Here is a 23,266-nt window from a genome sequence, read left to right on the forward strand (position 1 = left end):
CTCCTGCCTGCGGGGATGGTCAGCGCCGGGCGGGCGGCAGTTGCAGCGCGAGCATCCCGATGATGTCGCGCTGGATCTCGTTGGTGCCGCCGCCGAAGGTCAGGATCAGCGAGGTGCGCGCGAACCGTTCGAGTCGGCCCGCCAGGTGCGCGCCGGGGCTGCCGGCCCGCAGTGTCGCGGCCGGGCCCACCACCTCCATCAGCAGCCGGTACGCCTCGGTGGCGAACTCGGTGCCGAAGACCTTGGTGGCCGACGCATCCGCGGGCGACGGCGAGCCGCCCTGCGCCGCGATCGAGGCGATCTTCCAGTTGATCAGCTTCAGGAACTCGACCTTCGCCCGCACCCGCGCCAGATTGGCGCGCACCCAGCCGATCTCCAGCCGCGAGGTGGCCTCGGCGAACTCGACGGTCTCGCGCAGCGCGGTCATGATGGGTGCGGCGCTGCACAGCGCGACCCGCTCGTGGTTGAGCTGGTTGGTCACCAGCGGCCAGCCGCCGCCCTCGGTGCCCACCAGCGCCGTCGTCGGCACCCGCACGTCTGAGTAGTAGGTCGCCGAGGTGTCGACGCCGGACATGGTGTGCACCGGCGTGTACGAGAAGCCCTCCGCGGTGGTCGGCACGATCAGCATCGAGATGCCCTTGTGCTTGGCCGCGGGGGGATCTCCCGTCGCTCCGCTCGCCCCGGCATCGGTCCGGCAGGCCAGCCACACGTAGTCGGCGTAGGGGATGAGACTGGTCCACATCTTCTGGCCGTTGATCACGTAGTCGTCGCCGTCGCGCACCGCGCTGGTGCGCAGCGCGGCCAGATCGGTACCGGCGCCCGGTTCGGAGTAGCCGATGGAGAAGTGCAGGTCACCGGCCGCGATACGGGGCAGGAAGAACGACCTCTGCTCGTCGGTACCGTAGGCCATGAGCGTCGGCGCCACCGAGTTGATGGTCAGGAACGGGACCGGTGCACCGGCGATCGCGGCCTCGTCGGTGAAGATCAGCTGATCCATCATCGAGCGGTCGGCACCGCCGTACTCGGTGGGCCAGCCCAGGGCGAGCCAGCCGTCGGCGCCCATCTGCTTCACGACGTCGCGGTAGGCATCGCCCGCGCCGAGTTCGCCGTCGCCGCCGGTCAGTGCCGCACGACGTTCCGGCGTCATCAGCGCGGCGAAATAGGCGCGCAATTCGCGGCGGAGTTCGTCCTGCTCGGGGGTGTACGCGATGCGCATCTACGCTCTCCTGCTTGGCTAGTTCTGAAACACGTTCTAACGTGTAATCATCGGTCCGTCAACATCCGGCCGATCGAGGAGATGAGGAACTGATGCGCGTCACGTGCGATTTCGACCTGTGCGAGTCCAATGCCGTCTGCGTCGGCATGGCCCCGGACGTCTTCGAGCTCGACGATAACGACTACCTGGTGATTCTGGAGGCCGAGGTGCCGCCGGAGCGCGAGGAGGAGTTGCGTCAGGTGGTGGCGAGCTGTCCGCGCTCGGCGCTGAGTCTGGGGTGAGCGACGGTCGTCGGTGACGCCCGGTTCGCCCGAACGACGGGGGCATGTGTTAGAACAGGTTCTACTTACCTCGAAGGGGAGTCTGCATGAGTGAGCCGCTGAGCGGTCGTATCGCCGTCGTCACCGGAGCCGGTGCCGGCCTCGGCCGGGCCGAGGCCCTGGGCCTGGCCGCCGACGGCGCTACCGTGATCGTCAACGACCTGGCCGCCGCCCTCGAGGCGAGCGACGTGGTCGACGAGATCGCCGCCGCCGGCGGCCGCGCGGTCCCGGTGACCGGCGACATCGCTGACGCGGCCACCGCCGCGGAGATCATGCGGGTGGCGACCGAGGAACTCGGCGGCCTGCACATCGTCGTCAGCAATGCGGGCATCACTCGCGACGCGATGCTGTTCAACATGACCGACGACCAGTGGGATGCGGTGGTGCGCGTCCACCTGCGCGGCCACTTCCTGCTCAACCGGAACGCCGCCGCGTATTGGCGGGCGCGGTCCAAGCAGGCCGGCGGCCCGGTCTACGGGCGCCTGATCAACACCGCCTCGGAGGCGGGACTGCTGGGTCCGGCCGGTCAGGCCAACTACGGTGCGGCGAAGGCCGGGATCACCGCGCTGACCCTGTCGGCGTCCCGGGCGCTCGCGAACTACGGGATCACCGCGAATGCGATCTGCCCGCGCGCCCGGACCGCGATGACCGCGCAGGTCTTCGGCGAGGCGCCGGCCGGCCAGGTGGATCCGCTGTCTCCCGACCACGTGGTGACCCTGGTCCGCTACCTAGCCGGGCCGGCCGCGGGGCAGGTGAGCGGGCAGGTCTTCGTCGTCTACGGCCCGACCGTGATGCTCATGGCGGCGCCCACGATCCGGGAGACCTTCACCGCCGACGGCGACCAATGGGACCCCGCGGCGCTGCGTGACCGGCTGTCGTCGTTCTTCGAACGCGCTGACAGTGCGACATTTTCCGCGCAAGATCTCATTTGATTCTCAGGACCTCGCGGATCACGAGCCGCGAACAGGTGCGTGATAGGTTCACGTCCACGCAGGCACAAGGAGGGGACTTGCTGAACCGGCTTGCTGCCCCGATGGCCGGGGTGGGGGACTTCGTAGCACTCGCGGTCGAGACATCCCGTGAACTGTTCCGCCGTCCGTTCCAGGCGCGGGAAGCCGTCGAACAGTCGTGGGCGATCGCCCGCGTCTCGCTGGTGCCCACCCTCCTCGTGGCGATCCCCTTCACCGTGCTGGTGAGCTTCACCCTCAACATCCTGCTGCGGGAGATCGGCGCGCAAGACCTCTCCGGTGCCGGTGCGGCGCTGGGTACCATCACCCAGATCGGTCCCATCGTCACGGTGCTGATCGTCGCCGGTGCCGGGGCGACGGCGATCTGCGCGGACCTGGGCGCCCGCACCATCCGCGAAGAGATCGACGCCATGCGGGTGCTCGGCATCAATCCGATCCACCGGCTGGTGGTGCCCCGCGTCATCGCGTCGACCGGGGTGGCGCTGCTGCTCAACAGCCTGGTCTGCACGATCGGCATCGCGGGTGGCTTCGTGTTCTCCGTCTATCTGCAAGACGTGAATCCGGGCGCGTTCATCGCCAACCTGACCCTGCTCACCGGCCTGCCGGAACTGATCATCTCGATGGTGAAGGCGGCCCTTTTCGGACTGTTCGCCGGACTCGTCGCCTGTTATCGCGGACTGCACGTCAAGGGCGGTGCCAAGGGTGTCGGCGACGCGGTGAACGAGACCGTCGTGTACTCCTTCATGGCGCTGTTCGTGGTGAACGTGGTGGTCACCGCGGTCGGCCTGAGAGCGACGATGAACTGACATGGTGATTCCCGAGGCAACCAGATTCCTGACCGCCCGCGTCGCGCTGAAGCGGGCCGGCGAGGACTGGAACAAGATCGGCGACCAGGCCCTCTTCTACTGGGATTCGATCATCTCGATCCCGCGTGCGCTGCGGCTGTATAAGAAGGAGACGCTGCGGCTGATCGCGGAGATCTCCATGGGCACCGGCGCGCTGGCGATGATCGGCGGCACCGTGGTCGTGGTCGGCTTCCTGACCCTCTTCACCGGCGGCACCATCGCCGTCCAGGGTTACAGTTCCCTCGCGAACATCGGCGTCGAGGCTCTGACCGGCTTCTTCTCCGCTTTCATCAACGTGCGCATCGCGGTTCCGGTGATCGCCGGCATCGCCCTGGCCGCCACCATCGGCGCCGGTGCGACGGCGCAGCTGGGTTCGATGCGGGTGAGTGAGGAGATCGATGCGCTCGAGGTGATGGCCATTGCCTCGGTGCCCTTCCTGGTCAGCACGCGCATCGTCGCCGGGATGATCGCGATCATCCCGCTGTATTCGCTCGCCGCGCTCGCGTCGTTCCTGGCCAGCCGGTTCGCGACGGTGGTCCTGTACGGCCAGTCATCCGGCGTCTACGACCACTACTTCTCCACCTTCCTGATCCCGTCCGACATCCTGTGGTCGTTCGTGCAGGCCATCTGCATGGCCATCGCGGTGATGCTGATCCACACCTACTACGGCTTCAACGCCTCCGGCGGTCCGGTGGGCGTGGGGGTGGCCGTCGGCAACGCGGTACGCGCCTCGCTGGTCGTGGTGGTCGTGATCACCCTGCTGACCTCGCTCGCGATCTACGGCACCGACGGCAACTTCAACCTGGCGGGCTGAGCGGATGCACACACGTCGCTCGGACCGCGTCCGCAAGATCGCCGCCGTCATCCTGGTCGGCGGGCTGGCCGCGATCATCGCCCTGGCCGCCGGACAGTTCCTCGGCTGGTTCACCAGCACGCAGACGGTCACGCTGTACGCCCCGCGCGCCGGACTGGTGATGAATCCGGCCGCCAAGGTGAAACTGCGCGGCGTCGAGGTCGGCCGGGTGGCCACCGTGAACAACGACGGCAACCGGGCCCGGCTCACCCTCGACATGGACAGCTCGCAGCTGCACCTGGTCCCGGCGAACGTGACGGCCGACATCAAGTCGAACACCATCTTCGGCGCCAAGGACGTCAACCTGGTGATCCCGGACTCGGGCGGCGAGGGCCGGCTCCGCGGCGGCGACGTGATCGCCGCCGACCACGTCGTCGTCGAACTGAACACGCTGTACCAGCAGCTGGTGAATGTGCTGGCACAGATCGAGCCCGACAAGATCAACGTCACCATGGGAGCGATCGACGGTGCCCTGTCCGGTAAGGGCGAGCAGCTCGGCGTCGCCCTGCAGGAGCTCACCGACGTCCTCGGCAAGACCAACAAGCACCTGTCCGAGCTGAACGACCTCATCGAGCAGACCGCAGGCTTCACCGGCGTGTACGCCGACGCGGCGCCGGACCTGCTGCGCACCGTCGACAACGCGACGGTCCTCGGCAACATCCTGGTGGACAACACGGCCAACCTCGACGCCCTGCTGATCAACGTGACCGGCATGGCGAACACCGCGAACGGGGTGCTCACCACGTCCAAGAAGGACCTGATGGCCACCCTCACCGACCTCAACCCGCTGATGACGCTGCTGGGCAGGCAGGCCCCCGGCCTGCGGTGCTTCATCATCGGATCGTCGAACGCGGTCGACGTCGCCACACCGCTGCTCGGCGGGAAGAACGGCATGCTGCTGCTCGACGCCGGCCTGATCCCCGGGCAGGACCCGTACCGCTGGCCGCAGGACCTCCCCGAGGTGCACGGCGACGGCCCGCCCACCTGCCAGGGCGGCCTGAGCGACATCACCACGAAAGAGCACGTGCCGTTCTACGTGAGCGACAACGCCCCGCAGCCCTACCAGCCGCGGACCACGCCGAAGGTGCAGCCGTTCAAGCTGTTCAACCTGCTGTTCGGAGGGCCGGCAGTTGGCTGACGGAGAACTCGTGACGAGCGGCGAGAAGCACATCGACAAGCGGGCCCGCGCCTTCCGGGCGACGGTCATCAAGCTCACCACCTTCGTGGTGGTGATGGTGCTGGTCATGGCCGGCCTGGTGATGGTGTTCAGCCGCTACCAGCCCGGCAGCACCGACAGCTACACGGCGCTGTTCACCAGCGCCTCGCAGATCAAGCCCGGCAGCGACGTGCAGATCGCCGGCGTCGACGTCGGCGTGGTGAACAAGATCCAGGTGACCCGCGGGAACGACGCGAAGGTCAGCTTCTCGGTCAACTCCGACTACAAGCTGCCGACCACCGTGCGTGCGCTGATCCGGTACCAGAACCTCACCGGCGACCGGTACCTGGAACTGCAGCCCGGGACCGCCGCGCCGGGTGAGTACCTCAAGTCCGGGGCGCAGATCCCGATCGATCAGACCGAGCCCGCGCTCGACCTGGACAATCTGCTCGGCGGTTTCAAGCCGCTGTTCCGCACGCTCAACGGCGAGCAGGTGAACCAGCTGTCGGCGGCGCTGATCGCGGTGTTCCAGGGCCAGGGCCCGGCGCTGCAGCAACTGCTGGCGGCCACCGATTCGTTCACCAACACCCTCGCCGACCGGGACAAGCTGATCGGCTCGGTGATCGACAACCTGAACACCACGCTCGGCATCCTCGAAGCCGATCACCGGGGGCTGGACCAGAGCGTCGACCGGCTCCAGCAGCTGATCACCGGGCTCTCCGGCGACCGCGACGTGATCGGGAACTTCCTCAGCCAGGCCGCGGACGCGTCGACCGACATGGGTGACCTGCTGGCCGTGACCCGGCCGGACATCAAGGGCTCGCTGACCTCGCTCGGCCAGATCTCCGACAACGCCCTGGCCGCCGAGCCGTTCCTGCGGAATCTGCTGGCCAAACTGCCCGGCGACTTCAAGACCCTCTCCAATCTCGGCAGCTACGGCGCCTGGCTGCAGATCTACTTCTGCCGCATCCGGCTGCTGCTGCCCGGTCCGGGCGACACCCAGTACTTCTTCACCGCGATCGACGCGATGGGCGACAAGACCAAAGACGGGGGGAGGTGCTCGACCCGATGAACGACGACGCCACGGCGGAGAACGAGACGACCGCCGACGACCTTCCGGCTCCGGCGCCGCCGCGCCGCGAGGGACGCCGGTCCCGCGTGTCGATGGGCATCATCGGCGTAGCGCTGACCGCGGCCGTGGTGCTGAGCGCCCTGCAACTGGACAAGCTGCCGTTCCTGAGCCAGATCAGCACCTACAGCGCGCTCTTCGAGGACTCCGGCGGACTGGTGACCGGTGACACCGTCACCGTCGCCGGGGTGAACGTCGGCACCGTCAAGGACATCTCGCTGGACCGCGCCGGCGGTCACATGCTGGCCAAGGTCACCTTCCGGCTCGACGACACCATCGTGCTCGGCGACCGGACGCGGGCGGCCATCAAGACCGAGACGGTGCTCGGCCGCCGCAACCTCACCATCGACTCGCTCGGCGACGGCCGCCTGCGACCCGGCCAGACCATCCCGGTCGAGGCCACCGTCGCCCCGTACTCGCTGACCGACGCGCTGGACGATTCGGTGTCGACCCTGACCGAGACCGACACCGATCAGCTCAACCGCGCGCTGAACACCATGAACGAGGCCTTCGCCGACACCCCGGCCGAGATGAAGGGTGCGGTCGAGGGCGTCGGACGCCTGTCCAAGACCATCGCCGACCGGGACAACGCCCTCAACGATCTGCTCGGCCGCGCCCGCGGCGTCACCGACATCATCGGCAAGCGCAGCGACCAGATCCAGCAGCTGCTGATCGACGCCAACGCCCTGCTCGGCGAGCTGAACATGCGGCGCGATGCGATCCGGCAGATCATCTCCGGCACCGAGAACCTGTCCGCGCAGCTCACCGGATTCGTGAAGGACAACGAGGCGCAGCTGACGCCGGTCCTGGAGAAGTTCAACCGGGTGCTCGACATCCTGAACGACAACGCCGACAACTTCTCCGCCGCCATCGACAATCTCGGGCCGTACGCCAACATCATGGGTGAGGCGGTCAGTTCCGGCCCGTACTTCTCCTCGCTCGTCGGCCTGCCGACCTGGGGCGACTACATGGGCACCTTCCTGCGTATCCTCGCGGGCAAGTACCCGGAGGCCGCCCAATACTTCGCCAAGTACTCCGGCTTCCCGCTGCTGCCGAACAACTGGTCCGAGGGGCCCAAGCTCGGTGCCCCCGGTCCCAAGCGGCCGGTGCCGAGCAGCAAGCCGCCGACGGTGCCGCCGACCACCACGAAGAAGACGACGACCCCGACGGGAGGACGCTGACATGGGCGCCACCGACCGGATCGCCGGGCTCTCCTTCCCCAAGCGGGTGATCGCGATCATCGCCGTGCTGCTGATCGCCGTGCTGGTCGTGATGCTGTCGTGGTTCGGCTACCAGCGGGTCACCACGCGGACCATCACCGCCTACTTCCCGTCGGTCACCGGGCTGTACAGCGGAGACTCGGTCCGGGTGATCGGGGTGCCGGTCGGCAAGGTCTCGTCGATCACGCCGCGCAAGGGCGACGTCAAGGTCGTCATGCGCATCGACAAGGACGTGCCGATCCCCACCGACGTGCGCGCGGTGATCGTCGCGCAGTCACTGGTCTCCGGCCGGTTCGTCCAGCTGACGCCGTCGTACACGACCGGGCCCAAGCTCGGCGGCGACGCCAACGACATCCCGATGGACCGGACGGCCGTGCCGATGGAGTGGGACGACGTCAAGAAGCAGCTCAACGAGCTGAGCGAGGTCCTCGGCCCGAAGTCGGGCGAGAACGGGACCGTCGACCACGGCACCGCGGTCAAGACGATCGACACCCTGGCGGCGAACCTCGACGGGAACGGTGCGGCCATGGCGACGTCGCTCAAGGAGATGTCCACCGTGATGGGCACCCTCGCGGAGAACCGCGACGACCTGTTCGCGACGGTGAAGAGCCTGCAGAAGCTGACCGACCTGCTGTCGCAGAATCACCAGGAACTGGTCCAGTTCAACGGCCGGATGGCCTCGGTGAGCAGCGTGCTGGCCGACTCGAACGAGTCGCTCGGCGACGCGATGGACAACCTCGACGAGGCGCTCGGCGAACTCCGCGGATTCCTCGACCACAACACCGCGGCGGTGGCCGCGACCATGCAGAAGATGGTGCCGTTCACCGACACCCTCAAGCGGAACGACGAGGGACTGCGCGGGCTGCTGCACTCGGCGCCCAACCAGCTGGCCAACTTCATGAACATGTACAACCCGCTGACCGGGTCGCTGGACGGCGTGTTCGGTCTCGGCATGGGCAACAACCTGATCACGCTGCTGTGCGGCTCGATGGCGTCGACCGCCCGCCCGATGGACGACGAGGCCGGCGTGGAGAAGTGCGTCGACCTGCTGGCACCGATCCTCAAGGACGTCGCCGTCAACTTCCCGCCGTTCGTCGCCAATCCGCTGATCGGCCGCGCGGCGACGCAGGACCAGATCCAGTACCAGAATCCGAGCGTGAAGGCCCGGGCACAGGCCGGGGTGGCCGACCGCGATGTCGCCAGCACCAAGCCGCAGCCGGCCGATCCCATGCTCAAGATGCTCCTGCCGTTCGGGGGTAACTGATGCGCACCGCCCGCCGAATCGTCGCCGTCGCCGCGGCCGCCGCACTGCTGGTGCCGCTCACCGCGTGCGGCACCGACCTGGGCTCGGGGGTGTCGTCGATCGGCGCCCAGGGGACCGGCAAGGGGTCGTACCAGATCACCGCGATGATCCCGTCGGCCGCCGGACTGGTCCGCAACGCCCCGGTGATGATGACCGACAGCACCGTCGGCAGTATCGGCAACATCGAGGTGGACCACTGGAACGCCAAGATCACGCTGCGGCTGGACCCGGGAGTCAAGGTGCCCGACGGCTCGCACGCGATGATCGGTATGACCAGCGTGCTCGGGTCCTCGCACCTGGCGATCGTGCCGCCGGACCAGCCGAACGGGAAGTACGTGCCGGCCGGCGGCAGCCTCTCGCTGCCGAACTGTCCGCCGCCGTCGAACGTCGCCCCGGCGTCGGGCAGGAAGATCCCGGACATCACCGAGGCGCAGACCGTCGACCCGTGCCGGTATCCGACCACCGAGCAGGTGCTCAGTTCGCTGTCGGTGGTGCTCAACGGCGGTGGCCTGTCGCAGATGGGCGAGATCGTGCACGAGCTGTCGGACGCCTTCGGCGGGCGCGGCGAGACCCTGCAGAATCTGATTCCCCGGCTGAACACCCTGGTCAGTGACCTGGACTCGCAGACCACGAACATCATCGCGGCGACCGAGGGCCTGGATCGGCTGACCGCGGAGATCAACGGGCAGGAAGCCACCGTGCAGCGGGCGCTGGCGTCCGGGCCGCGGATCCTGCAACTGCTGGTGGACCAGCGGCAGAACCTGATCACCGCGCTCGGTGCGGTCGGCGACCTGTCGAAGACGGCCAACGAGATCCTCGCCAAGAACGGCGACGACATCAAGGTGATCCTGCCGAACATGCGCGCCCTGCTGTCGCAGCTCGCGACCACCGGGCCGGCGCTGACCAACTCGCTGCGGATGCTGCTCACGTTCCCGTTCATCGAGGACAAGATCGACACCGTCGTCAAGGGCGACTACGTCAACTCCGACCTGGTCCTCGACCTGACGGTGGGCCGGCTCAGCGAGTCGATGGGCGCCTCGATCGGGCTGACCGGTCCGGAGGGGCTGCTGGGCGCGGCCGGCGCCAACGCGCGCAAGTCGGCCGATCCGCTGACCGAACCGTTCACCGGGCCGTGGGCCCAGCGCCCGGCGCAGCCCGACCCCAGCCCGAAGCCGAAGCAGAAGGGCGGCCACCGATGAAGATCACGTCCTTCGTCCGCGGCCAGCTCATCATCTTCGCGCTGGTGACCGTGGTCGCCGTCGTCTCGATGGCGGTGTTCTACATCCGCATCCCGCAGATGGTCGGGATCGGCGCGTACCGGGTGACGCTCGACATGCCGTCGTCCGGCGGCCTGTACCAGAACGCGAATGTGAGCTTCCGCGGCGTCGACGTCGGGAAGGTCACCAAGATGTGGCTCACCGAGAACCGGGTGCAGGCCGAGCTGAGCATCGACTCGGGCACCAAGATCCCGGCGAACTCGAGCGCCACCGTGCGCAGCGTGTCCGCGGTCGGCGAGCAGTTCGTCGAGTTCCTGCCGCCGACGCGGCCGGCCGACGGCACCCTCGGCGACGGCGCCAAGGTGACGATGACCGACGAGCAGCTGCCCGTGCAGATCTCGTCCATGCTCGACCAGGCCGATGCCCTGCTGGTCGCTGTCGGCAACACTCAGCTGCGCCAAGTGCTCGACGAGGCCTTCCTCGCCTTCAACGGCACGGGCCCGGCGCTGCAACGGCTGCTCGACTCGATGATCCTGTTCGTCGGGGCGGCGAACAAGAACGTCGACGCCGTCAACGACCTGATCGATCAGGCCGGGCCGATCCTGGCGACCCAGAACCGGACCGCCGACGACATCCGGTCGTGGACCCGCGACATGACGACGGTGACCGACACGCTGCGCGCCCACAAGACCGACATCACCGGGATCCTGCAGAAGGGCCCCGGTACGGCCACCGCCGCGCAGAAACTGTTCGGCGACATCAGCCAGTCGTTCCCGACGGCCATCTCGAATCTGTCGGTCGATGCCCGGACCATGGCGATCTACCTGCCGAATCTGCGGCAGACGATCGTGCTGTATCCGCGCGTCCTCTCGGCGCTGATCACCGCGATCAACACCGGCAACAGCGACCGCGGTCCGAACGTGAACTTCACGCTCGGCTTCCAGGATCCGCCGACCTGCACGGTCGGCTTCATCCCGCCGGCCGACTGGCGCTTCCCGAGTGCGCAGACCCCGCAGCAGGTGCCCGCCGGCACCCTCTGCCGGCTGCCGCAGAACGCACAGGCCGCGGTGCGCGGCGCCCGCAACTTCCCGTGCGCGGAGTTCCCGGGCCGTCGTGCCCCGACCCCCGCCGAATGCCGCACCGGCTACAAGCCGTCGGCCCGCGACAACGTCGCCTTCCCCAACGGGCTGCCGTTCACCAACCTCCCGAAGCAGCCGGCCGGCTATCTGGTGCCCGGCACGCCGCAGAGCTACGACCCGACGCCGGCCACCTACGCGACCACCTACGATCCGGTGACGGGGCAGTTCATCGGACCGGATGGCAAGATCTATAACGCCGGGCTCGGTGAGCAGCCGGGTGCGAAGACGCAATGGTACGACCTGATCACGAAGACGGTGGAGTCCTGAGTTCCGACGACGAGATCCCGAAGCCGGCCGGCCCGGTCGTTCGCAAGACCAGCCCGCTCGGGCGCAAAACGAAGAAACCGGCCGCCTCGGCGATCCCCGGGTACGAGGTGGGCAAGGCCGCCCCGATCCCGGGTGCCGCGACGTCCGGCGCCGACGATGCCGAGACCGTGGCCGACGGGGACGAGGCCGCGGAGGTGCTGACCTCCGCGGCCGAGACGACGGATACCGCCGAGACCGCCGAGACGACGGGCACGACCGAGACGCCGGACACGACCGAGACGCCGGACACGGCGGAGATCGAGACCGGAGCGAGCGGGATCGCCGCGGCCGACCGCGTCGGATACCGCGACCGGCGGGTCGCGGCGCAGCGTCGTCGTTCCGCGCGGGAGGCGGCGGGTGCATCGCGGACGAGCCGGGTCTCCGGCGGCGCGGCCCGGCGGGCGGTGGCCCTGATCCTCGCGGTGATCATCATCGTCACCGGCACGGTGCTGTCGATCGTGTTCGGGATGCGCTACCAGACCATCGCCCACCAGCGTGAACTGCGCGCCCAGTACGCGACGTTCGCGCGGCAGGTGGTGGTCGACATGACCACCCTCAATTCGGACAACGCCGACGCGATGTACAAGCTCGCGATGAACAAGACCAGCGGCCGCGCGCAGCAGGTGTTCCGGGACAACATGAAGCAGGTCACCGACATGATCCGCAAAGCGGACGCGGTGACCCAGACGAACGTGCTCAGCGAGGCGGTCAGCGAGGCCACCGACAAGGAGGGCACGGTGCTGATGGTCGTCGGCTGGACCAGCAAGACCAAGGACGGCAAGACGCAGCCGCTGTTCCAGACCTTCCGCTATCAGGTCGGCATGACCCGGATCAACGGCGACCTGAAAGTGACCGACCTGGAGTTCGTCTGGTGAGCGCGCGCAGAATCGTCACCGTCGTCATCGGCCTGCTGACGGTCGCGGCCGTGGTGTGCACCGTGTTCTTCGGCGTGCAGTACGGGCGGGCCCGGGCCGAGGAGAACGCCCGCAACAGCGCCCTCACCGCCGCGCGGGAGTACGTCCAGAAGATGTACGCCTGGACGCCGCAGAACATCTCCGACCACATCAACTTCATGATGGGCGTGTTGATCGGCCCGGCGAAGAAGGACTACGAGAGCCACGTCGTCGGCAACCGGATCGCCGAGCAGGTGAAGCAGCAGCAGGTGGTCGCGCAGGTCACCGACCAGGGCTCCGGCGTCGTCGAGAACACCCGGAACACGGCCACCGTGCTGCTGTTCATCAACCAGTCGGCCAGTCGTGCCGCGAACGAGGAAGTGCAGACCAACCCGGCGCGCGTGGTCTACACGATGGAGCGGCGGGGCGGGCGCTGGCTGATCAACGACGCGCAGCTGATCACCGATCAGACGCTGGAAGACATGGTGGACAAGCAGGGCGGCACCACCCCGCCGAGCGGTGCCATCTCGGTGCCCGCGCCGAGCCCGGGTGCGCCGTCGTCCGGCGCTCCCGCGCCGAGCGAGGTGACCCCCGCGCCGTCGTCGGAGCCGGTCCCCGCCGGCTGATCTGCGACCGCGTCGCCCACGCGGCCGCCCGCCCGCAGCGCGTGTCGCGGGTCTACTTGCGTGTCGCGGGTCGTGCAGGACCCGCGACACGAAGATGGACCCGCGACACGGAGGGGAAGGGGTGACTCGGCCGGTGGCGCGCCCGGATAGCCGGGACTACGAGGTGTAGCCTGACTTGGGCCAATTTTCGGCCGCGTGATCGTTGTGGTGCTGTGACCAGGGCGTTGGTGTTGGCGATGGTCTGGATGTGCGCACTAAGGGCGGGGCCGTAGGCTTCGGGAATGGCGTACGTGCGGACGGTGAAGACGGCCTCAGGCGCGCGTGCGGTGCAGATCGTTCACGGTTCTCGGAAGGGTTCGCGGTCGATTGAGCACATTGGGTCAGCGCACACCGATGACGAGTACGAGGCGCTCAAAGTGGTTGCTGCGCAGAGACTTTCTCATGGGCAGGCGCAACTCGATCTCGGCCTGAGTACGCCGGACCCGGAAGCGCCGTTGCCGATTGAGTCCTCGCGGATGGCCTACCTGTGGGAGGCCCTCGACGGGGTGTACACCGAGCTGGGATTCGCCGCATCCACCGGCGATGACCTGGTGTTCCGCGATCTGGTGCTGGCGCGGATCATCGAGCCGACGAGCAAGCTCGACTCCCTGCGAGTCCTCGAGGAAGCCGGTGCGTCGCAGGTCCCGTCCTATCGCACGCTCACGCGCCGACTCCCGGTGTACGCCGAGGCGTCCTGGCGTGAACGCTTGGCGACGGCATGCGCCGCCCACGCCGGATTGGGGCCGGCGACGCTGGTGCTCTACGACGTGACCACCCTCTACTTCGAGACCGACAAGGCCGACGGGTTTCGTGAACCCGGGTTCTCCAAAGAGCGTCGTCTGGAACCGCAGATCACCGTCGGCCTGCTCACCGACGCCGAGGGCTTCCCGCTGATGATCGAGGCGTTCGAGGGCAACAAGTCCGAGAAGTTGACGATGATGCCGACCATCGAATCGTTCATGGCCACCCACCAGCTCACCGACGTGACCGTGGTCGCCGACGCAGGCATGATCTCGGCGGCGAACATGACCGCAATCGAGAAGGCGAACCTGTCGTTCATCCTGGGCGAGCGGATGCCGACCGTGCCGTATCACCTGCAGAAATGGCACACCGATCATCCTGGTCAGGATCCTCCCGACGGGCTGGTCCTCACTGAACGGCGGCCGGCGAATGACAAGACCTCCTACACCCGGGATCGGGTCGTCTACTACGTCTACAGCGCCGACCGTGCGCGGCGGAGTCGGCGCGGGATCGATGAACAGATCGCCAAAGCCGAGAAGGCCGTAGCCGGGAAGATCCCAGTCAAACGCAACCGGTTCGTCAAACTCACCGGTGCCAGCAAGTCCGTCAACCGCGAGCTCGAAGCCAAGAACCGCATACTCGCTGGGTGGAAGGCCTACGGCACCAACATCGACAACCCGACCAGCGAGTTCGTCGTGAAGTCCTATCACCAGTTGTGGAAGATCGAGAAGAGCTTCCGCATGTCCAAGTCAGATCTTGCCGCACGTCCGATCTACCACCACAAACAGGACTCCATCCGCGCTCACCTGGCGATCGTGATCGCCGCCCTCGCGGTCACCCGAATCGTCGAGGCCCGCACCGGATGGTCGATCAAGAAGTTCGTCACCACAACACGGCGCTACCGCACTGTCCAGATCCGCGTCGGCGACAACACCATCACCGCAGCCGACCCACTCACCGGCGACCTCGCCGAGGCACTCAGAGCACTCAGAGGTGCGCACTAAATTGGCCTAAGTCAGGGCTCGGCCGGTGGTGCGCCCGGATAGCCGGGACTACGAGGTGTAGCCCAGCGGCATGAGGATCGACTTGTGCTCCAGGTACGACTCCAGGCCCTCGCGCCCGTTCTCCCGGCCGATCCCGGAGCTCTTGTAGCCGCCGAAGGGCGACGCCGGGTCGATCGCGTACCAGTTGATCCCCAGCGTGCCGGTGCGCACGCGCTTGGCGATCTCGACGGCGCGGTCGATGTCGGCGCTCCACACCGAACCGGCCAGACCGTAGTCGGAGTCGTTGGCGATGGCGACGGCCTCGTCGACGTCGTCGTAGGCGATCACGCTGATCACCGGGCCGAAGATCTCTTCGCGGGCGATCGCCATGTCGTTGGTGACACCGGTGAAGATGGTGGGGCCCACCCAGTTCTCGGTGCCGATCGCCGGGCCGGGGACCTCGAGCACGGCGGTGGCGCCGTCGGCCTTGCCTCGTGCGATGTAGCCGGTGACCTTCTCGAACTGCTTGTCGTTGATGAGCGGGCCGATCTTGGTCTCCGGATCGTCCGGCAGGCCGGGGGTGAAGCCGGCGGCGACGTCGACCATGGCCGCCACGATCTCGTCGTGCCGGGAGCGCGGCACCAGGACGCGGGTCTGCGCAACGCACGCCTGGCCCGCGTTGAGGATGCCGGAGAACACCAGCATCGGCGCGGCCGCCGGGAGGTCCACGTCGTCGAGCACGATGGCCGCCGACTTGCCGCCGAGTTCGAGCGAGCAGCGCTTGAGCGTCTCGCCGCAGCGCGCGGCGATCGACCGGCCGGCCGCGGTGGACCCGGTGAAGGTGATTTTGTCGACGCCGGGATGGTCGACGAGGGCCCGGCCGGTCGCCACGCCGCCCGGAACCACCGAGATCACGCCCTCGGGGACGCCGGCCTCGGTGAACAGTTCGGCCAGCAGGTTGGCGTTGAGCGGCGTCTCCGGGGCGGGTTTGAGGACGATCGAGCAGCCGGCCGCGAGTGCCGGACCGAACTTGTTGCACAGCAGGAACAGCGGCACGTTCCAGGCGATGATCGCGCCGACCACGCCGACCGGCTCGCGCACCACCAGCGTCTCGCCGAACATGCCGGTGCGCTTCTCCGACCACTCGTACGCCTCGGCGGCGTCGGCGTACCCGGCCAGCACGCCGGTGCCGGCGAGCTGTTGCAGGGTGGCGACATCGGCCGGCGTGGCGCCCATCTCCGCTGAGACCAGCGCGCAGATGTCGGCGGAACGCTCGTTGATGAGGGCGGCGGCCCGGCGCAGCACCGCGGCGCGCTCGGACGGCGGCGTCAGCCGCCAGACACCGGCGTCGAAGGCGGCGCGGGCCGCACGCACGGCGGCGTCGACGTCGTCGGCGTCCGCTTCGGGTACTGAACCGATCAGCTCGCCGGTGGCGGGGGAGTGGACGTCGAGGCGCGTGGTGGAGTGCGGCGCCGTCCAGCGTCCGCCGAGGTACAGCTGATCGGTCGCGATAGGGGTGGTGACGGACATGCGTGCTCCTGGTATCGGGGAAGGTCTCCCACCGATACTAGAACACGTTCTAGTCTTACGCCGAGGGCTTGACGTCGAGAACGACGTCGAACTCCAGCAGGTCCGCCCCGGTGGCCACCGGCTTGCGATCGCTCTTGTGGGCCGCGCGGGCGTCGCCGCCCGCCCACGCATCGAAGCTCGCCTCGTCTTCCCACTGGGTCACCACGAAGTAGCGGTCGTCGCCCTTGGTGGGACGCAGCAGCTGAAATCCGAGGAAACCGGGGGCCTGTTCGACGACGCCGGCGCGCGCCGCGAACCGCTTCTCCAGCTCGGGGCCCTGCCCCTCGGGAACATGAATCGCATTGATCTTGACGACAGCCATGGCTTTCAGCCTAGTCGCGCAAGCGCGACGAAGAAGGACTGAAGGCTGTCCTTGTCTTCAGGCCGGCCTTCGGCCACATCCGAAGCTCCTTCGTCGCTTCGGATGTCGAACCTCCTTCGTCGGTTCGGATGGTGACTCGCACTCGCAGTACGCCGCGACCGCTAAGGTCGGTAGCCGTGGAGGCGACGGTGGGGCTGCTCGACTACGGGGGCGACGACTCCGCCGGGCATCCGCCGATCGTGCTGCTGCACGGACTGATGGGCCGCGGACGCACCTGGCGCAGGCAGATCCCGTGGCTGCGCCGGTACGGGCGGGTCTTCACCTTCGACGCGGCGTTCCACCAGGGGGCCGCGCTGGTGGGTGAGCCGTCCGCCGCAGACCTGTCCACCGAGCGCTTCGTCGCCGACGTCGCCGAGATCCTGACCTGGATCGACCAGGGGCCGGTGGTGCTGATCGGGCACTCGATGGGCGGCCTGCACGCGTGGTGCACCGCCGCGGCCTACCCCGAACTGGTATCCGGGCTGGTGGTCGAGGACATGGCGCCGGACTTCCGCGGGCAGACCACCGGCACCTGGGCGCCGTGGTTCGAGTCCTGGCCGGAGCGGTTCGCGAGCCTGGACGAGGCCGTCGCCCATTTCGGGCCGGTCGCCGGCCGCTACTTCTACGAGGCCTTCGACGACGGCCGGCTGCACGGCAGCATCCCGGTCTGGGCGGCGCTCGCCGAGGAGTGGGGCGGCCGCGACTTCTGGGCGCAGTGGGAGGCGGTCCGGGCGCCGTCGTTGCTGCTGGAAGCCGAATACTCGGTGACCCCGCCCGGGCAGATGGCGGAGATGGCGCGGCGGAATCCGGCGTCGACCCGTCTGCGGGTGCCCGGCGCCGGGCACCTGATACACGACGACGCCCCGGAAGTGTTCCGGGGCGCCGTCGAGGCGTTCCTGTCGAGGAATCGCTAGATCGTCCGACCGATCAGTGCATCAGCGTCGGCGGGGCCGGGCTGTCGGTGCCCTCCAGCATGACCTCTTCCGGGATCGACGCGGCGATCTTCTTGCGCGGCAGGAAGAACGCCGGGATGAAGGTGACGGCCACCAGCACCGCGGCCACGATGAACGTGGTGCCGTAGGCGTTCGCCGAATCGGTCAGCGCGTGGGCGATGCCCTCTGGACCGAGCTTCTTCAGCACCTCGGGGGAGCCGCCGGAGTTGACGATCTGCAGGGTGGTCGCGGACAGCAGGCCGGTGTAGATCACGGTGATCACCGCGGTGCCGATCGACGACGACGTCTGCTGGATCACGTTCACCAGCGTCGAGCCGTCCGGGACCTGCGGGCCGCGCAGCGACGCCAGCGCCGACGACATGATCGGCATCATCGTCATACCCATGCCCAGACCCTGGACGAACAGCGCGCCGCAGAGCAGCCAATAGGAGGTGTCGGTGCCGATCTGCGTGAACGCGGTGACGCCGATCAGGATCAGCACCAGGCCGCCGAGGACGAACTTGCCGGGGCCGATCTTGTCGGTCATCCGGCCGGCGATCGGCATGGTCAGCATGGCGCCGACGCCCTGCGGGGCCAGCAGCAGGCCGGCGACCAGGGTCGACTCGCCGCGCACGGTGATGAAGTACTGCGGGTAGAGCAGCGAGGCGCCGAAGAACGCGATCATGAAGGTCACCATCGTGAGGATGGAGATCGTCAGGGTCCGGTTCTTGAACAGCCGCAGGTCGAGCAGCGGGTTCTTGCTGCGCAGTGCGTGGGCGATGAACCCGATGATGAGCAGGCCGCCGATGATCATCGGGAGGTAGACGCCGGGGTTGTTGAACGTGTGGTGCTCGGCGCTGGACGAGACGCCGTACAGGAACAGCGCCAGGCCGGGTGAGAGCAGGATCAGGCCGAGGAAGTCGATGCTCGACTTCGACTTCTCGTCGTCGTCCTTGAGAGCGAAGAAGGCGTAGACCAGGGCGACGACGCCGATCGGGATGTTGATCAGGAAGACCCAGTGCCAGCTGGCGACCTCGATCAGCCAGCCGCCGAGGATCGGGCCGGCGATCGGGCCGAGCAGCATCGGGATACCGAGCACGGCCATCACCGAACCGACACGCGCCGGACCGGCGGCCTTGGTCATGATCATCATGCCGACGGGCATCAGCAGACCGCCGCCGAGACCCTGAATCATCCGGTAGGCGACGAGCTGGCCGATCCCGACCGCGGTCGCGCACAGGATGGAGCCGAGCACGAACAGCACCAGCGAGGTCATATAGACCCGTTTGGCGCCGAACCGGCCGACCGCCCAGCTGGCGATCGGGATCACCGCGGCCAGCGCCAGGGTGTATCCGGTCATCGACCACGCGGCGCCGGCCGGCGTGGTGTGGAAATCCTTGATGAAGGTCGGCTGGGCCACCGAGACGACGGTGACGTCCAGGATGGACATGATGGCGCCGAGGACCACGACACCGGCGACGACGAAGACGTCGCGTCCGAGTTTGTCGGGGGCCGCGGCGGCCGGAGTGGCCTGGGACATGAGGTTCCTTACCGGTGGGAGGGTCGGTGATGGTCGATGGTCAGCGCGCCGCGGGATCCCGCGTGCACGTCGGGGCGGGCAGATACCGAACGGCCTCGGACAGCACGGCGGTCAGCCGGCCGCGCAGGTCGTCGGGCATCGGTGCCAGGATGTCGCGCACATCCGCGTCGCGCAGTGCGAAGTGCTCCGCGAGCAGATCGGTGCCGGCGCTGGTCAGTGACAGACGCTTGACGCGCCGGTCGCGGGGATCCTCGCGACGGTCGATGAGATTCGCGGCGACCAGGCGGTCGGCCGCGCGGCCGGTGGCCGCGAGCGACAGCCCGAGCCGCTCGGCGACCTCGTGGATCGGTACGGCCCCGTCGGCGTGCATCAGCACGAACAGGGTGCGCACCTGCGACAGGGTCAGATCGGTGGTCGCGAGGGTCTCCGCCGTGCTCGCCCGGGAACACGCCAGCATGCGGCCGACGAAGTCGCCGACGCAGGCGACGGTCGTATCCAGGGCAGGCACGGGGGAAGGCACCCGACAATGGTTACGCAGACGCAACTATTGCTGCAACACAATAAAGGGTGACCTTCCTCACCGGGCTGATTAGGCTGAGAGGCATGGCTCAGAATCCCGGCGGTATCAAGGACATCTCGGTGAAGGCGCTCGACGGATCGCCCTTCTCGCTCACGGATCTGCCCGGTCCGCTGCTGATCGTGAACGTGGCGTCCAAGTGCGGTCTCACCCCGCAGTACGAGGGACTGGAGATGCTCGCGAAGAACTACGGTGATCGCGGCCTGACCGTCGTCGGCGTGCCGTGCAACCAGTTCATGGGGCAGGAGCCCGGTTCGCCGGAGGAGATCGCGACCTTCTGCTCGGTCACCTACGGCGTCACTTTCCCGCTGCTCGCCAAGACCGATGTGAACGGCGACGGCCGCCATCCGCTGTACGCGGCGCTGACCCAGGCGACCGACGCGGAAGGCGAGGCGGGCGACATTCAATGGAACTTCGAGAAGTTCCTGGTCGGTGCCGACGGCAAGGTGCTCGCGCGGTTCCGCCCGCGGACCGAGCCGGAGGCGCCCGAGGTGATCGCGGCCATCGAGGATGCCCTAAAGTAGGCGGCATGGCGCGTGTAGTTGTCGATGTGATGCCCAAGGCCGAGATCCTGGACCCGCAGGGGCAGGCGATCGTCGGAGCGCTCGGGCGCCTCGGCTTCGCCGGGGTCGCCGATGTCCGGCAGGGCAAGCGGTTCGAGCTGGAGGTCGACGACACCGTCGACGACGGCGCTCTGGAGCGCATCGCCGAGGAACTGCTCACCAACACGGTGATCGAGAACTTCGCCGTTCACCGCGTGGCGGACTGACATGAGCGCGCGTATCGGAGTCATCACCTTCCCGGGCACGCTCGACGACGTCGACGCGGCTCGCGCCGCGAAGCTGGCCGGTGCCGAAGCGGTCAGCCTCTGGCACGGCGACGCCGACCTGAAGGGCGTCGACGCCGTGGTCGTCCCCGGCGGCTTCTCCTACGGCGACTACCTGCGCTGCGGCGCGATCGCCAAGTTCGCCCCGGTGATGGGCGAGGTGATCGCGGCGGCGCAGCGCGGCCTGCCGGTACTCGGCATCTGCAACGGCTTCCAGATCCTCTGCGAGGCCGGGCTGCTCCCGGGCGCGCTGACCCGCAACGAGGGCCTGCACTTCATCTGCCGCGACCAGTGGCTGCGCGTGGAGAACAACCAGACCGCGTGGACCACCCGCTACGACGAGGGCGCGGAGATCCTGATCCCGCTCAAGTCGGGGGAGGGCCGTTACGTCGCCTCCGAGCGCAAGCTCGAAGAACTCAAAGGCGAGGGTCGCATCGTCTTCACCTACGCCGGAGACAATCCGAACGGCAGCCAGCTCGACATCGCGGGCGTGGCCAGCGAGAACGGCCGCGTGGTGGGTCTCATGCCGCACCCGGAGCACTCCGTCGAGGCGCTGACCGGCCCCAGCGACGACGGCCTCGGCCTGTTCTACTCGGCCATCGATTCGGTGCTCGCCGCGGTCTGACGCGATGATCGCCACCTCCGCCACCGCCGAGGGGCTGGGCGCCTTCATCGACGCCTCGCCCTCCCCGTTCGCGGTCTGCGCGAGCGTCGCCGCGGAACTGGAGACCGCCGGATACCGCCGGTTGTACGAGACGGAGGCGTTCGACGAAGCGGCGGGACGCCGGTACGTGATCCGCGGCGGGTCGCTGATCGCGTGGAACGCCGACGGCGCCGCCGGGCACGACGCGCCGCTGTGGATCGTCGGCGGCCACACCGACAGCCCGAACCTGCGGCTCAAGCAGCACCCGGACCGGCGCAGCGAGTCGCTCGCGACCGTCGCGCTCGAACCGTACGGCGGCGCGTGGCTGAATTCGTGGCTCGACCGCGACCTCGGGCTCTCCGGCCGTCTCGCCTACGACGACGGCGGCGCGGTGAAACACGCCCTGGTCACCATCGACGAGCCGATCCTGCGGGTGCCGCAACTGGCGATCCACCTGTCCGAGGACCGCAAAGGCGTGCAGCTCGACCCGCAGCGGCACGTCGACGCGGTGCGCGGCATCGCCGACGCGCGGCCCATCGTCGAGTGGGTGGCCGAGCGTGCCGGCCTGGTGCCCGGCAGCGTCCTGGGCTGGGAACTGATGACGCACGACGTGACGCCCTCGCGGCTGATCGGCACCGATCGCGAACTGCTCAGCGCACCGCGGCTGGACAATCAGACCACCTGCTACGCGGGTCTGCGGGCACTGCTCGACGCCGCGCCGGGCTCGGGCATCCCGATGCTGGCACTGTTCGACCATGAAGAGGTCGGTTCGGGCTCCGAACGCGGTGCGGCCTCGGACTTCCTGGTGACCGTGTGCGAGCGGCTGGTCGGCGCTCTCGGCGGCACCCGCGACGACTTCCTGCGGGTGATGGCGTCGAGCCTGCACGTCTCCGGCGACATGGCGCACGGCACCCACCCCAACTATCCCGAGCGGCACGAACCCGGCCACCGGATCGACCTCGGCGGCGGACCGGTGCTCAAGGTGAACCAGAACCTCCGCTACGCCTCCGACGCGATCGGCGAGGCCGAGTTCGCGCTGGCGTGTCGCAGGGCGGGCGTGCCGCTGCAGCGGTACGTGCACCGCGCCGACCTGCCCTGCGGCTCCACGATCGGCCCGCTCACCGCCACCCGCACGGGTCTGCGCACCGTCGACGTCGGCGCCCCGCAACTGGCGATGCATTCGTGTCGTGAACTGATGGCCGCCGCCGACGTCCCGATGTACTCCGCGGCGCTGCAGGCCTTCCTCGCGCGCTAGGGACTCCTTCCGGCGCCGAACCCGCGACAGCCCGCTGTAACAGCCCGCCCCCGGCGCGGCACCCACGACAGCCCGCCCCGCCGGCGCGGCACCCACGACAGCCCGCCCCGCCGGCGCGGCACCCACGACAGCCCGCCCCGCCGGCGCGGCACCCATGACAGCCCGCCCCGCCGGCGCGGCACCCACGACAGCCCGTTGAGCCGGGCGAGGCGCTAGCCGAGTCCGTGTCTCTAATAGATCGTGGCCGGCGAGTGAGTCGGTTGAGGGATGCTGGTACCGGCCTGGCCGGGTGTGGCTACTCCGTGTCTTGCCGTCTGGCTTTGGTGCTGGACTGGCTGGGTTTCGACTTGTCCACCCGGCGGGGCCGGTGCCGGTCGAGTAGTGCCCCATAAGGTGGTGTAACTCGGTGGCCGAGATCGTCTCCGACTTCGTGTCGGGACGGACGTAGAGCGGCCACCGTGTGATCCTTCGAGTCAACCGTCGAGCTTGTCAACTTTTCCGTGTAAGTCGATCAGGTATTCGATTTATAGGTGATGGTTGATACGGTCTGGATACGCGAGTGAGAGTTGCTCAAGGGCACGTTTCCAGTTAGTGGTGACCGCGCCTTCG

The 23,266-nt window shown here is 68.3% G+C and carries 23 protein-coding genes; 18 read left to right on the plus strand and 5 right to left on the minus strand.

The window, feature by feature from the left end:
* Nucleotides 1-19 precede the first annotated feature (19 nt).
* Nucleotides 20-1,216, minus strand: coding sequence for an acyl-CoA dehydrogenase family protein (locus ACSEEN_RS12965; protein WP_371307597.1), 1,197 nt, complete (start codon nt 1,214-1,216; stop codon nt 20-22).
* Nucleotides 1,217-1,308: 92 nt separating this feature from the next.
* Here ACSEEN_RS12965 and ACSEEN_RS12970 point away from each other — a divergent pair, with 92 nt between their 5' ends.
* The 13 genes from ACSEEN_RS12970 (at nt 1,309) to ACSEEN_RS13030 (ending at nt 14,975) form a co-directional block, all read left to right on the plus strand.
* Nucleotides 1,309-1,497 carry a ferredoxin gene (locus ACSEEN_RS12970; protein WP_298442217.1) on the plus strand — a complete coding sequence of 63 codons (189 nt, stop codon included), beginning with the start codon at nt 1,309-1,311 and terminating at the stop codon, nt 1,495-1,497.
* Nucleotides 1,498-1,583: 86 nt separating this feature from the next.
* Nucleotides 1,584-2,468 carry a 3-oxoacyl-ACP reductase gene (locus tag ACSEEN_RS12975; protein WP_371307596.1) on the plus strand — a complete coding sequence of 295 codons (885 nt, stop codon included), beginning with the start codon at nt 1,584-1,586 and terminating at the stop codon, nt 2,466-2,468.
* A 77-nt stretch (nt 2,469-2,545) separates the two neighbouring features.
* Nucleotides 2,546-3,310 (plus strand): MlaE family ABC transporter permease, encoded by a 765-nt coding sequence (locus ACSEEN_RS12980; RefSeq protein ID WP_371307595.1) that lies wholly within the window; start codon nt 2,546-2,548, stop codon nt 3,308-3,310.
* A 1-nt stretch (nt 3,311) separates the two neighbouring features.
* Nucleotides 3,312-4,163, plus strand: a complete 852-nt coding sequence (locus tag ACSEEN_RS12985; protein WP_247866252.1) for an MlaE family ABC transporter permease — start codon at nt 3,312-3,314, stop codon at nt 4,161-4,163.
* Between the two features lie 4 nt (nt 4,164-4,167).
* The gene (locus ACSEEN_RS12990; protein ID WP_371307594.1) at nt 4,168-5,340 is read left to right on the plus strand and encodes an MCE family protein; all 1,173 of its coding nucleotides are present in this window, start codon (nt 4,168-4,170) and stop codon (nt 5,338-5,340) included.
* A 31-nt stretch (nt 5,341-5,371) separates the two neighbouring features.
* A complete protein-coding gene (locus ACSEEN_RS12995; RefSeq protein WP_247867908.1) occupies nt 5,372-6,430 on the plus strand; it encodes an MCE family protein in 1,059 nt (352 codons plus the stop codon).
* Nucleotides 6,427-7,668, plus strand: a complete 1,242-nt coding sequence (locus ACSEEN_RS13000; protein ID WP_298442225.1) for an MCE family protein — start codon at nt 6,427-6,429, stop codon at nt 7,666-7,668. Before ACSEEN_RS12995 ends, ACSEEN_RS13000 begins: the two co-directional genes overlap by 4 nt.
* Before the next feature lies 1 nt (nt 7,669).
* On the plus strand, nt 7,670-8,971 hold the full coding sequence (locus ACSEEN_RS13005) for an MCE family protein (RefSeq protein WP_440713400.1): 1,302 nt from the start codon (nt 7,670-7,672) through the stop codon (nt 8,969-8,971).
* On the plus strand, nt 8,971-10,209 hold the full coding sequence (locus tag ACSEEN_RS13010) for an MlaD family protein (RefSeq protein WP_247866255.1): 1,239 nt from the start codon (nt 8,971-8,973) through the stop codon (nt 10,207-10,209). Before ACSEEN_RS13005 ends, ACSEEN_RS13010 begins: the two co-directional genes overlap by 1 nt.
* Nucleotides 10,206-11,633 (plus strand): MCE family protein, encoded by a 1,428-nt coding sequence (locus ACSEEN_RS13015; protein WP_247866256.1) that lies wholly within the window; start codon nt 10,206-10,208, stop codon nt 11,631-11,633. Before ACSEEN_RS13010 ends, ACSEEN_RS13015 begins: the two co-directional genes overlap by 4 nt.
* A complete protein-coding gene (locus ACSEEN_RS13020; protein WP_440713401.1) occupies nt 11,597-12,547 on the plus strand; it encodes an Rv1363c family protein in 951 nt (316 codons plus the stop codon). The genes ACSEEN_RS13015 and ACSEEN_RS13020 overlap by 37 nt, the downstream gene beginning before the upstream one ends.
* Nucleotides 12,544-13,191, plus strand: a complete 648-nt coding sequence (locus ACSEEN_RS13025) for a hypothetical protein (RefSeq protein WP_247866258.1) — start codon at nt 12,544-12,546, stop codon at nt 13,189-13,191. The genes ACSEEN_RS13020 and ACSEEN_RS13025 overlap by 4 nt, the downstream gene beginning before the upstream one ends.
* Nucleotides 13,192-13,472: 281 nt before the next feature.
* Nucleotides 13,473-14,975, plus strand: a complete 1,503-nt coding sequence (locus tag ACSEEN_RS13030) for an IS1634 family transposase (RefSeq protein WP_440713402.1) — start codon at nt 13,473-13,475, stop codon at nt 14,973-14,975.
* 48 nt (nt 14,976-15,023) lie between these two features.
* Here ACSEEN_RS13030 and ACSEEN_RS13035 read toward each other — a convergent pair whose 3' ends face one another.
* Both ACSEEN_RS13035 and ACSEEN_RS13040 read right to left on the minus strand, forming a co-directional pair.
* On the minus strand, nt 15,024-16,484 hold the full coding sequence (locus ACSEEN_RS13035; RefSeq protein WP_247866259.1) for an aldehyde dehydrogenase: 1,461 nt from the start codon (nt 16,482-16,484) through the stop codon (nt 15,024-15,026).
* Between the two features lie 55 nt (nt 16,485-16,539).
* The gene (locus ACSEEN_RS13040) at nt 16,540-16,845 is read right to left on the minus strand and encodes an antibiotic biosynthesis monooxygenase family protein (protein WP_298445585.1); all 306 of its coding nucleotides are present in this window, start codon (nt 16,843-16,845) and stop codon (nt 16,540-16,542) included.
* Between the two features lie 128 nt (nt 16,846-16,973).
* Between ACSEEN_RS13040 and ACSEEN_RS13045 the strand changes: the two genes are divergently transcribed.
* Nucleotides 16,974-17,798, plus strand: a complete 825-nt coding sequence (locus tag ACSEEN_RS13045) for an alpha/beta fold hydrolase (RefSeq protein ID WP_371307590.1) — start codon at nt 16,974-16,976, stop codon at nt 17,796-17,798.
* A 13-nt stretch (nt 17,799-17,811) separates the two neighbouring features.
* Here ACSEEN_RS13045 and ACSEEN_RS13050 read toward each other — a convergent pair whose 3' ends face one another.
* Nucleotides 17,812-19,356 carry a DHA2 family efflux MFS transporter permease subunit gene (locus ACSEEN_RS13050; protein ID WP_371307589.1) on the minus strand — a complete coding sequence of 515 codons (1,545 nt, stop codon included), beginning with the start codon at nt 19,354-19,356 and terminating at the stop codon, nt 17,812-17,814.
* Between the two features lie 40 nt (nt 19,357-19,396).
* A complete protein-coding gene (locus tag ACSEEN_RS13055) occupies nt 19,397-19,876 on the minus strand; it encodes a MarR family winged helix-turn-helix transcriptional regulator (RefSeq protein ID WP_247866263.1) in 480 nt (159 codons plus the stop codon).
* Between the two features lie 83 nt (nt 19,877-19,959).
* On the opposite strand from ACSEEN_RS13055, the gene ACSEEN_RS13060 reads away from it, so the two are divergent.
* From ACSEEN_RS13060 to ACSEEN_RS13075, 4 genes are read left to right on the plus strand one after another with little or no spacing between them, the layout of a single operon-like run.
* Entirely contained in the window at nt 19,960-20,457 is a 498-nt protein-coding gene (locus ACSEEN_RS13060; RefSeq protein WP_440713403.1) for a glutathione peroxidase, read from the plus strand.
* Between the two features lie 5 nt (nt 20,458-20,462).
* Nucleotides 20,463-20,702 (plus strand): phosphoribosylformylglycinamidine synthase subunit PurS, encoded by a 240-nt coding sequence (gene purS / locus ACSEEN_RS13065; protein WP_371307587.1) that lies wholly within the window; start codon nt 20,463-20,465, stop codon nt 20,700-20,702.
* 1 nt (nt 20,703) lies between these two features.
* Complete coding sequence (gene purQ / locus ACSEEN_RS13070; RefSeq protein ID WP_247866265.1) at nt 20,704-21,384, plus strand: phosphoribosylformylglycinamidine synthase subunit PurQ; 681 nt, start codon at nt 20,704-20,706, stop codon at nt 21,382-21,384.
* Nucleotides 21,385-21,388: 4 nt separating this feature from the next.
* The gene (locus ACSEEN_RS13075; protein ID WP_371307586.1) at nt 21,389-22,657 is read left to right on the plus strand and encodes a M18 family aminopeptidase; all 1,269 of its coding nucleotides are present in this window, start codon (nt 21,389-21,391) and stop codon (nt 22,655-22,657) included.
* Nucleotides 22,658-23,266: the final 609 nt, after the last annotated feature.

It is taken from the genome of Gordonia marina, from assembly GCF_052036135.1.
Classification (GTDB): domain Bacteria; phylum Actinomycetota; class Actinomycetes; order Mycobacteriales; family Mycobacteriaceae; genus Gordonia.

Bases quoted from the DNA above. Each gene is read 5' to 3' on its own strand.
- ACSEEN_RS12965 (WP_371307597.1), bottom strand. From the start codon at position 1,216: ATGCGCATCGCGTACACCCCCGAGCAGGACGAACTCCGCCGCGAATTG.
- ACSEEN_RS12970 (WP_298442217.1), top strand. From the start codon at position 1,309: ATGCGCGTCACGTGCGATTTCGACCTGTGCGAGTCCAATGCCGTCTGC.
- ACSEEN_RS12975 (WP_371307596.1), top strand. From the start codon at position 1,584: ATGAGTGAGCCGCTGAGCGGTCGTATCGCCGTCGTCACCGGAGCCGGT.
- ACSEEN_RS12985 (WP_247866252.1), top strand. From the start codon at position 3,312: ATGGTGATTCCCGAGGCAACCAGATTCCTGACCGCCCGCGTCGCGCTG.
- ACSEEN_RS12990 (WP_371307594.1), top strand. From the start codon at position 4,168: ATGCACACACGTCGCTCGGACCGCGTCCGCAAGATCGCCGCCGTCATC.
- ACSEEN_RS13000 (WP_298442225.1), top strand. From the start codon at position 6,427: ATGAACGACGACGCCACGGCGGAGAACGAGACGACCGCCGACGACCTT.
- ACSEEN_RS13005 (WP_440713400.1), top strand. From the start codon at position 7,670: ATGGGCGCCACCGACCGGATCGCCGGGCTCTCCTTCCCCAAGCGGGTG.
- ACSEEN_RS13010 (WP_247866255.1), top strand. From the start codon at position 8,971: ATGCGCACCGCCCGCCGAATCGTCGCCGTCGCCGCGGCCGCCGCACTG.
- ACSEEN_RS13015 (WP_247866256.1), top strand. From the start codon at position 10,206: ATGAAGATCACGTCCTTCGTCCGCGGCCAGCTCATCATCTTCGCGCTG.
- ACSEEN_RS13020 (WP_440713401.1), top strand. From the start codon at position 11,597: ATGGTACGACCTGATCACGAAGACGGTGGAGTCCTGAGTTCCGACGAC.
- ACSEEN_RS13030 (WP_440713402.1), top strand. From the start codon at position 13,473: ATGGCGTACGTGCGGACGGTGAAGACGGCCTCAGGCGCGCGTGCGGTG.
- ACSEEN_RS13035 (WP_247866259.1), bottom strand. From the start codon at position 16,484: ATGTCCGTCACCACCCCTATCGCGACCGATCAGCTGTACCTCGGCGGA.
- ACSEEN_RS13040 (WP_298445585.1), bottom strand. From the start codon at position 16,845: ATGGCTGTCGTCAAGATCAATGCGATTCATGTTCCCGAGGGGCAGGGC.
- ACSEEN_RS13045 (WP_371307590.1), top strand. From the start codon at position 16,974: ATGGTGACTCGCACTCGCAGTACGCCGCGACCGCTAAGGTCGGTAGCC.
- ACSEEN_RS13050 (WP_371307589.1), bottom strand. From the start codon at position 19,356: ATGTCCCAGGCCACTCCGGCCGCCGCGGCCCCCGACAAACTCGGACGC.
- ACSEEN_RS13060 (WP_440713403.1), top strand. From the start codon at position 19,960: ATGGCTCAGAATCCCGGCGGTATCAAGGACATCTCGGTGAAGGCGCTC.
- purS (WP_371307587.1), top strand. From the start codon at position 20,463: ATGGCGCGTGTAGTTGTCGATGTGATGCCCAAGGCCGAGATCCTGGAC.
- purQ (WP_247866265.1), top strand. From the start codon at position 20,704: ATGAGCGCGCGTATCGGAGTCATCACCTTCCCGGGCACGCTCGACGAC.
- ACSEEN_RS13075 (WP_371307586.1), top strand. From the start codon at position 21,389: ATGATCGCCACCTCCGCCACCGCCGAGGGGCTGGGCGCCTTCATCGAC.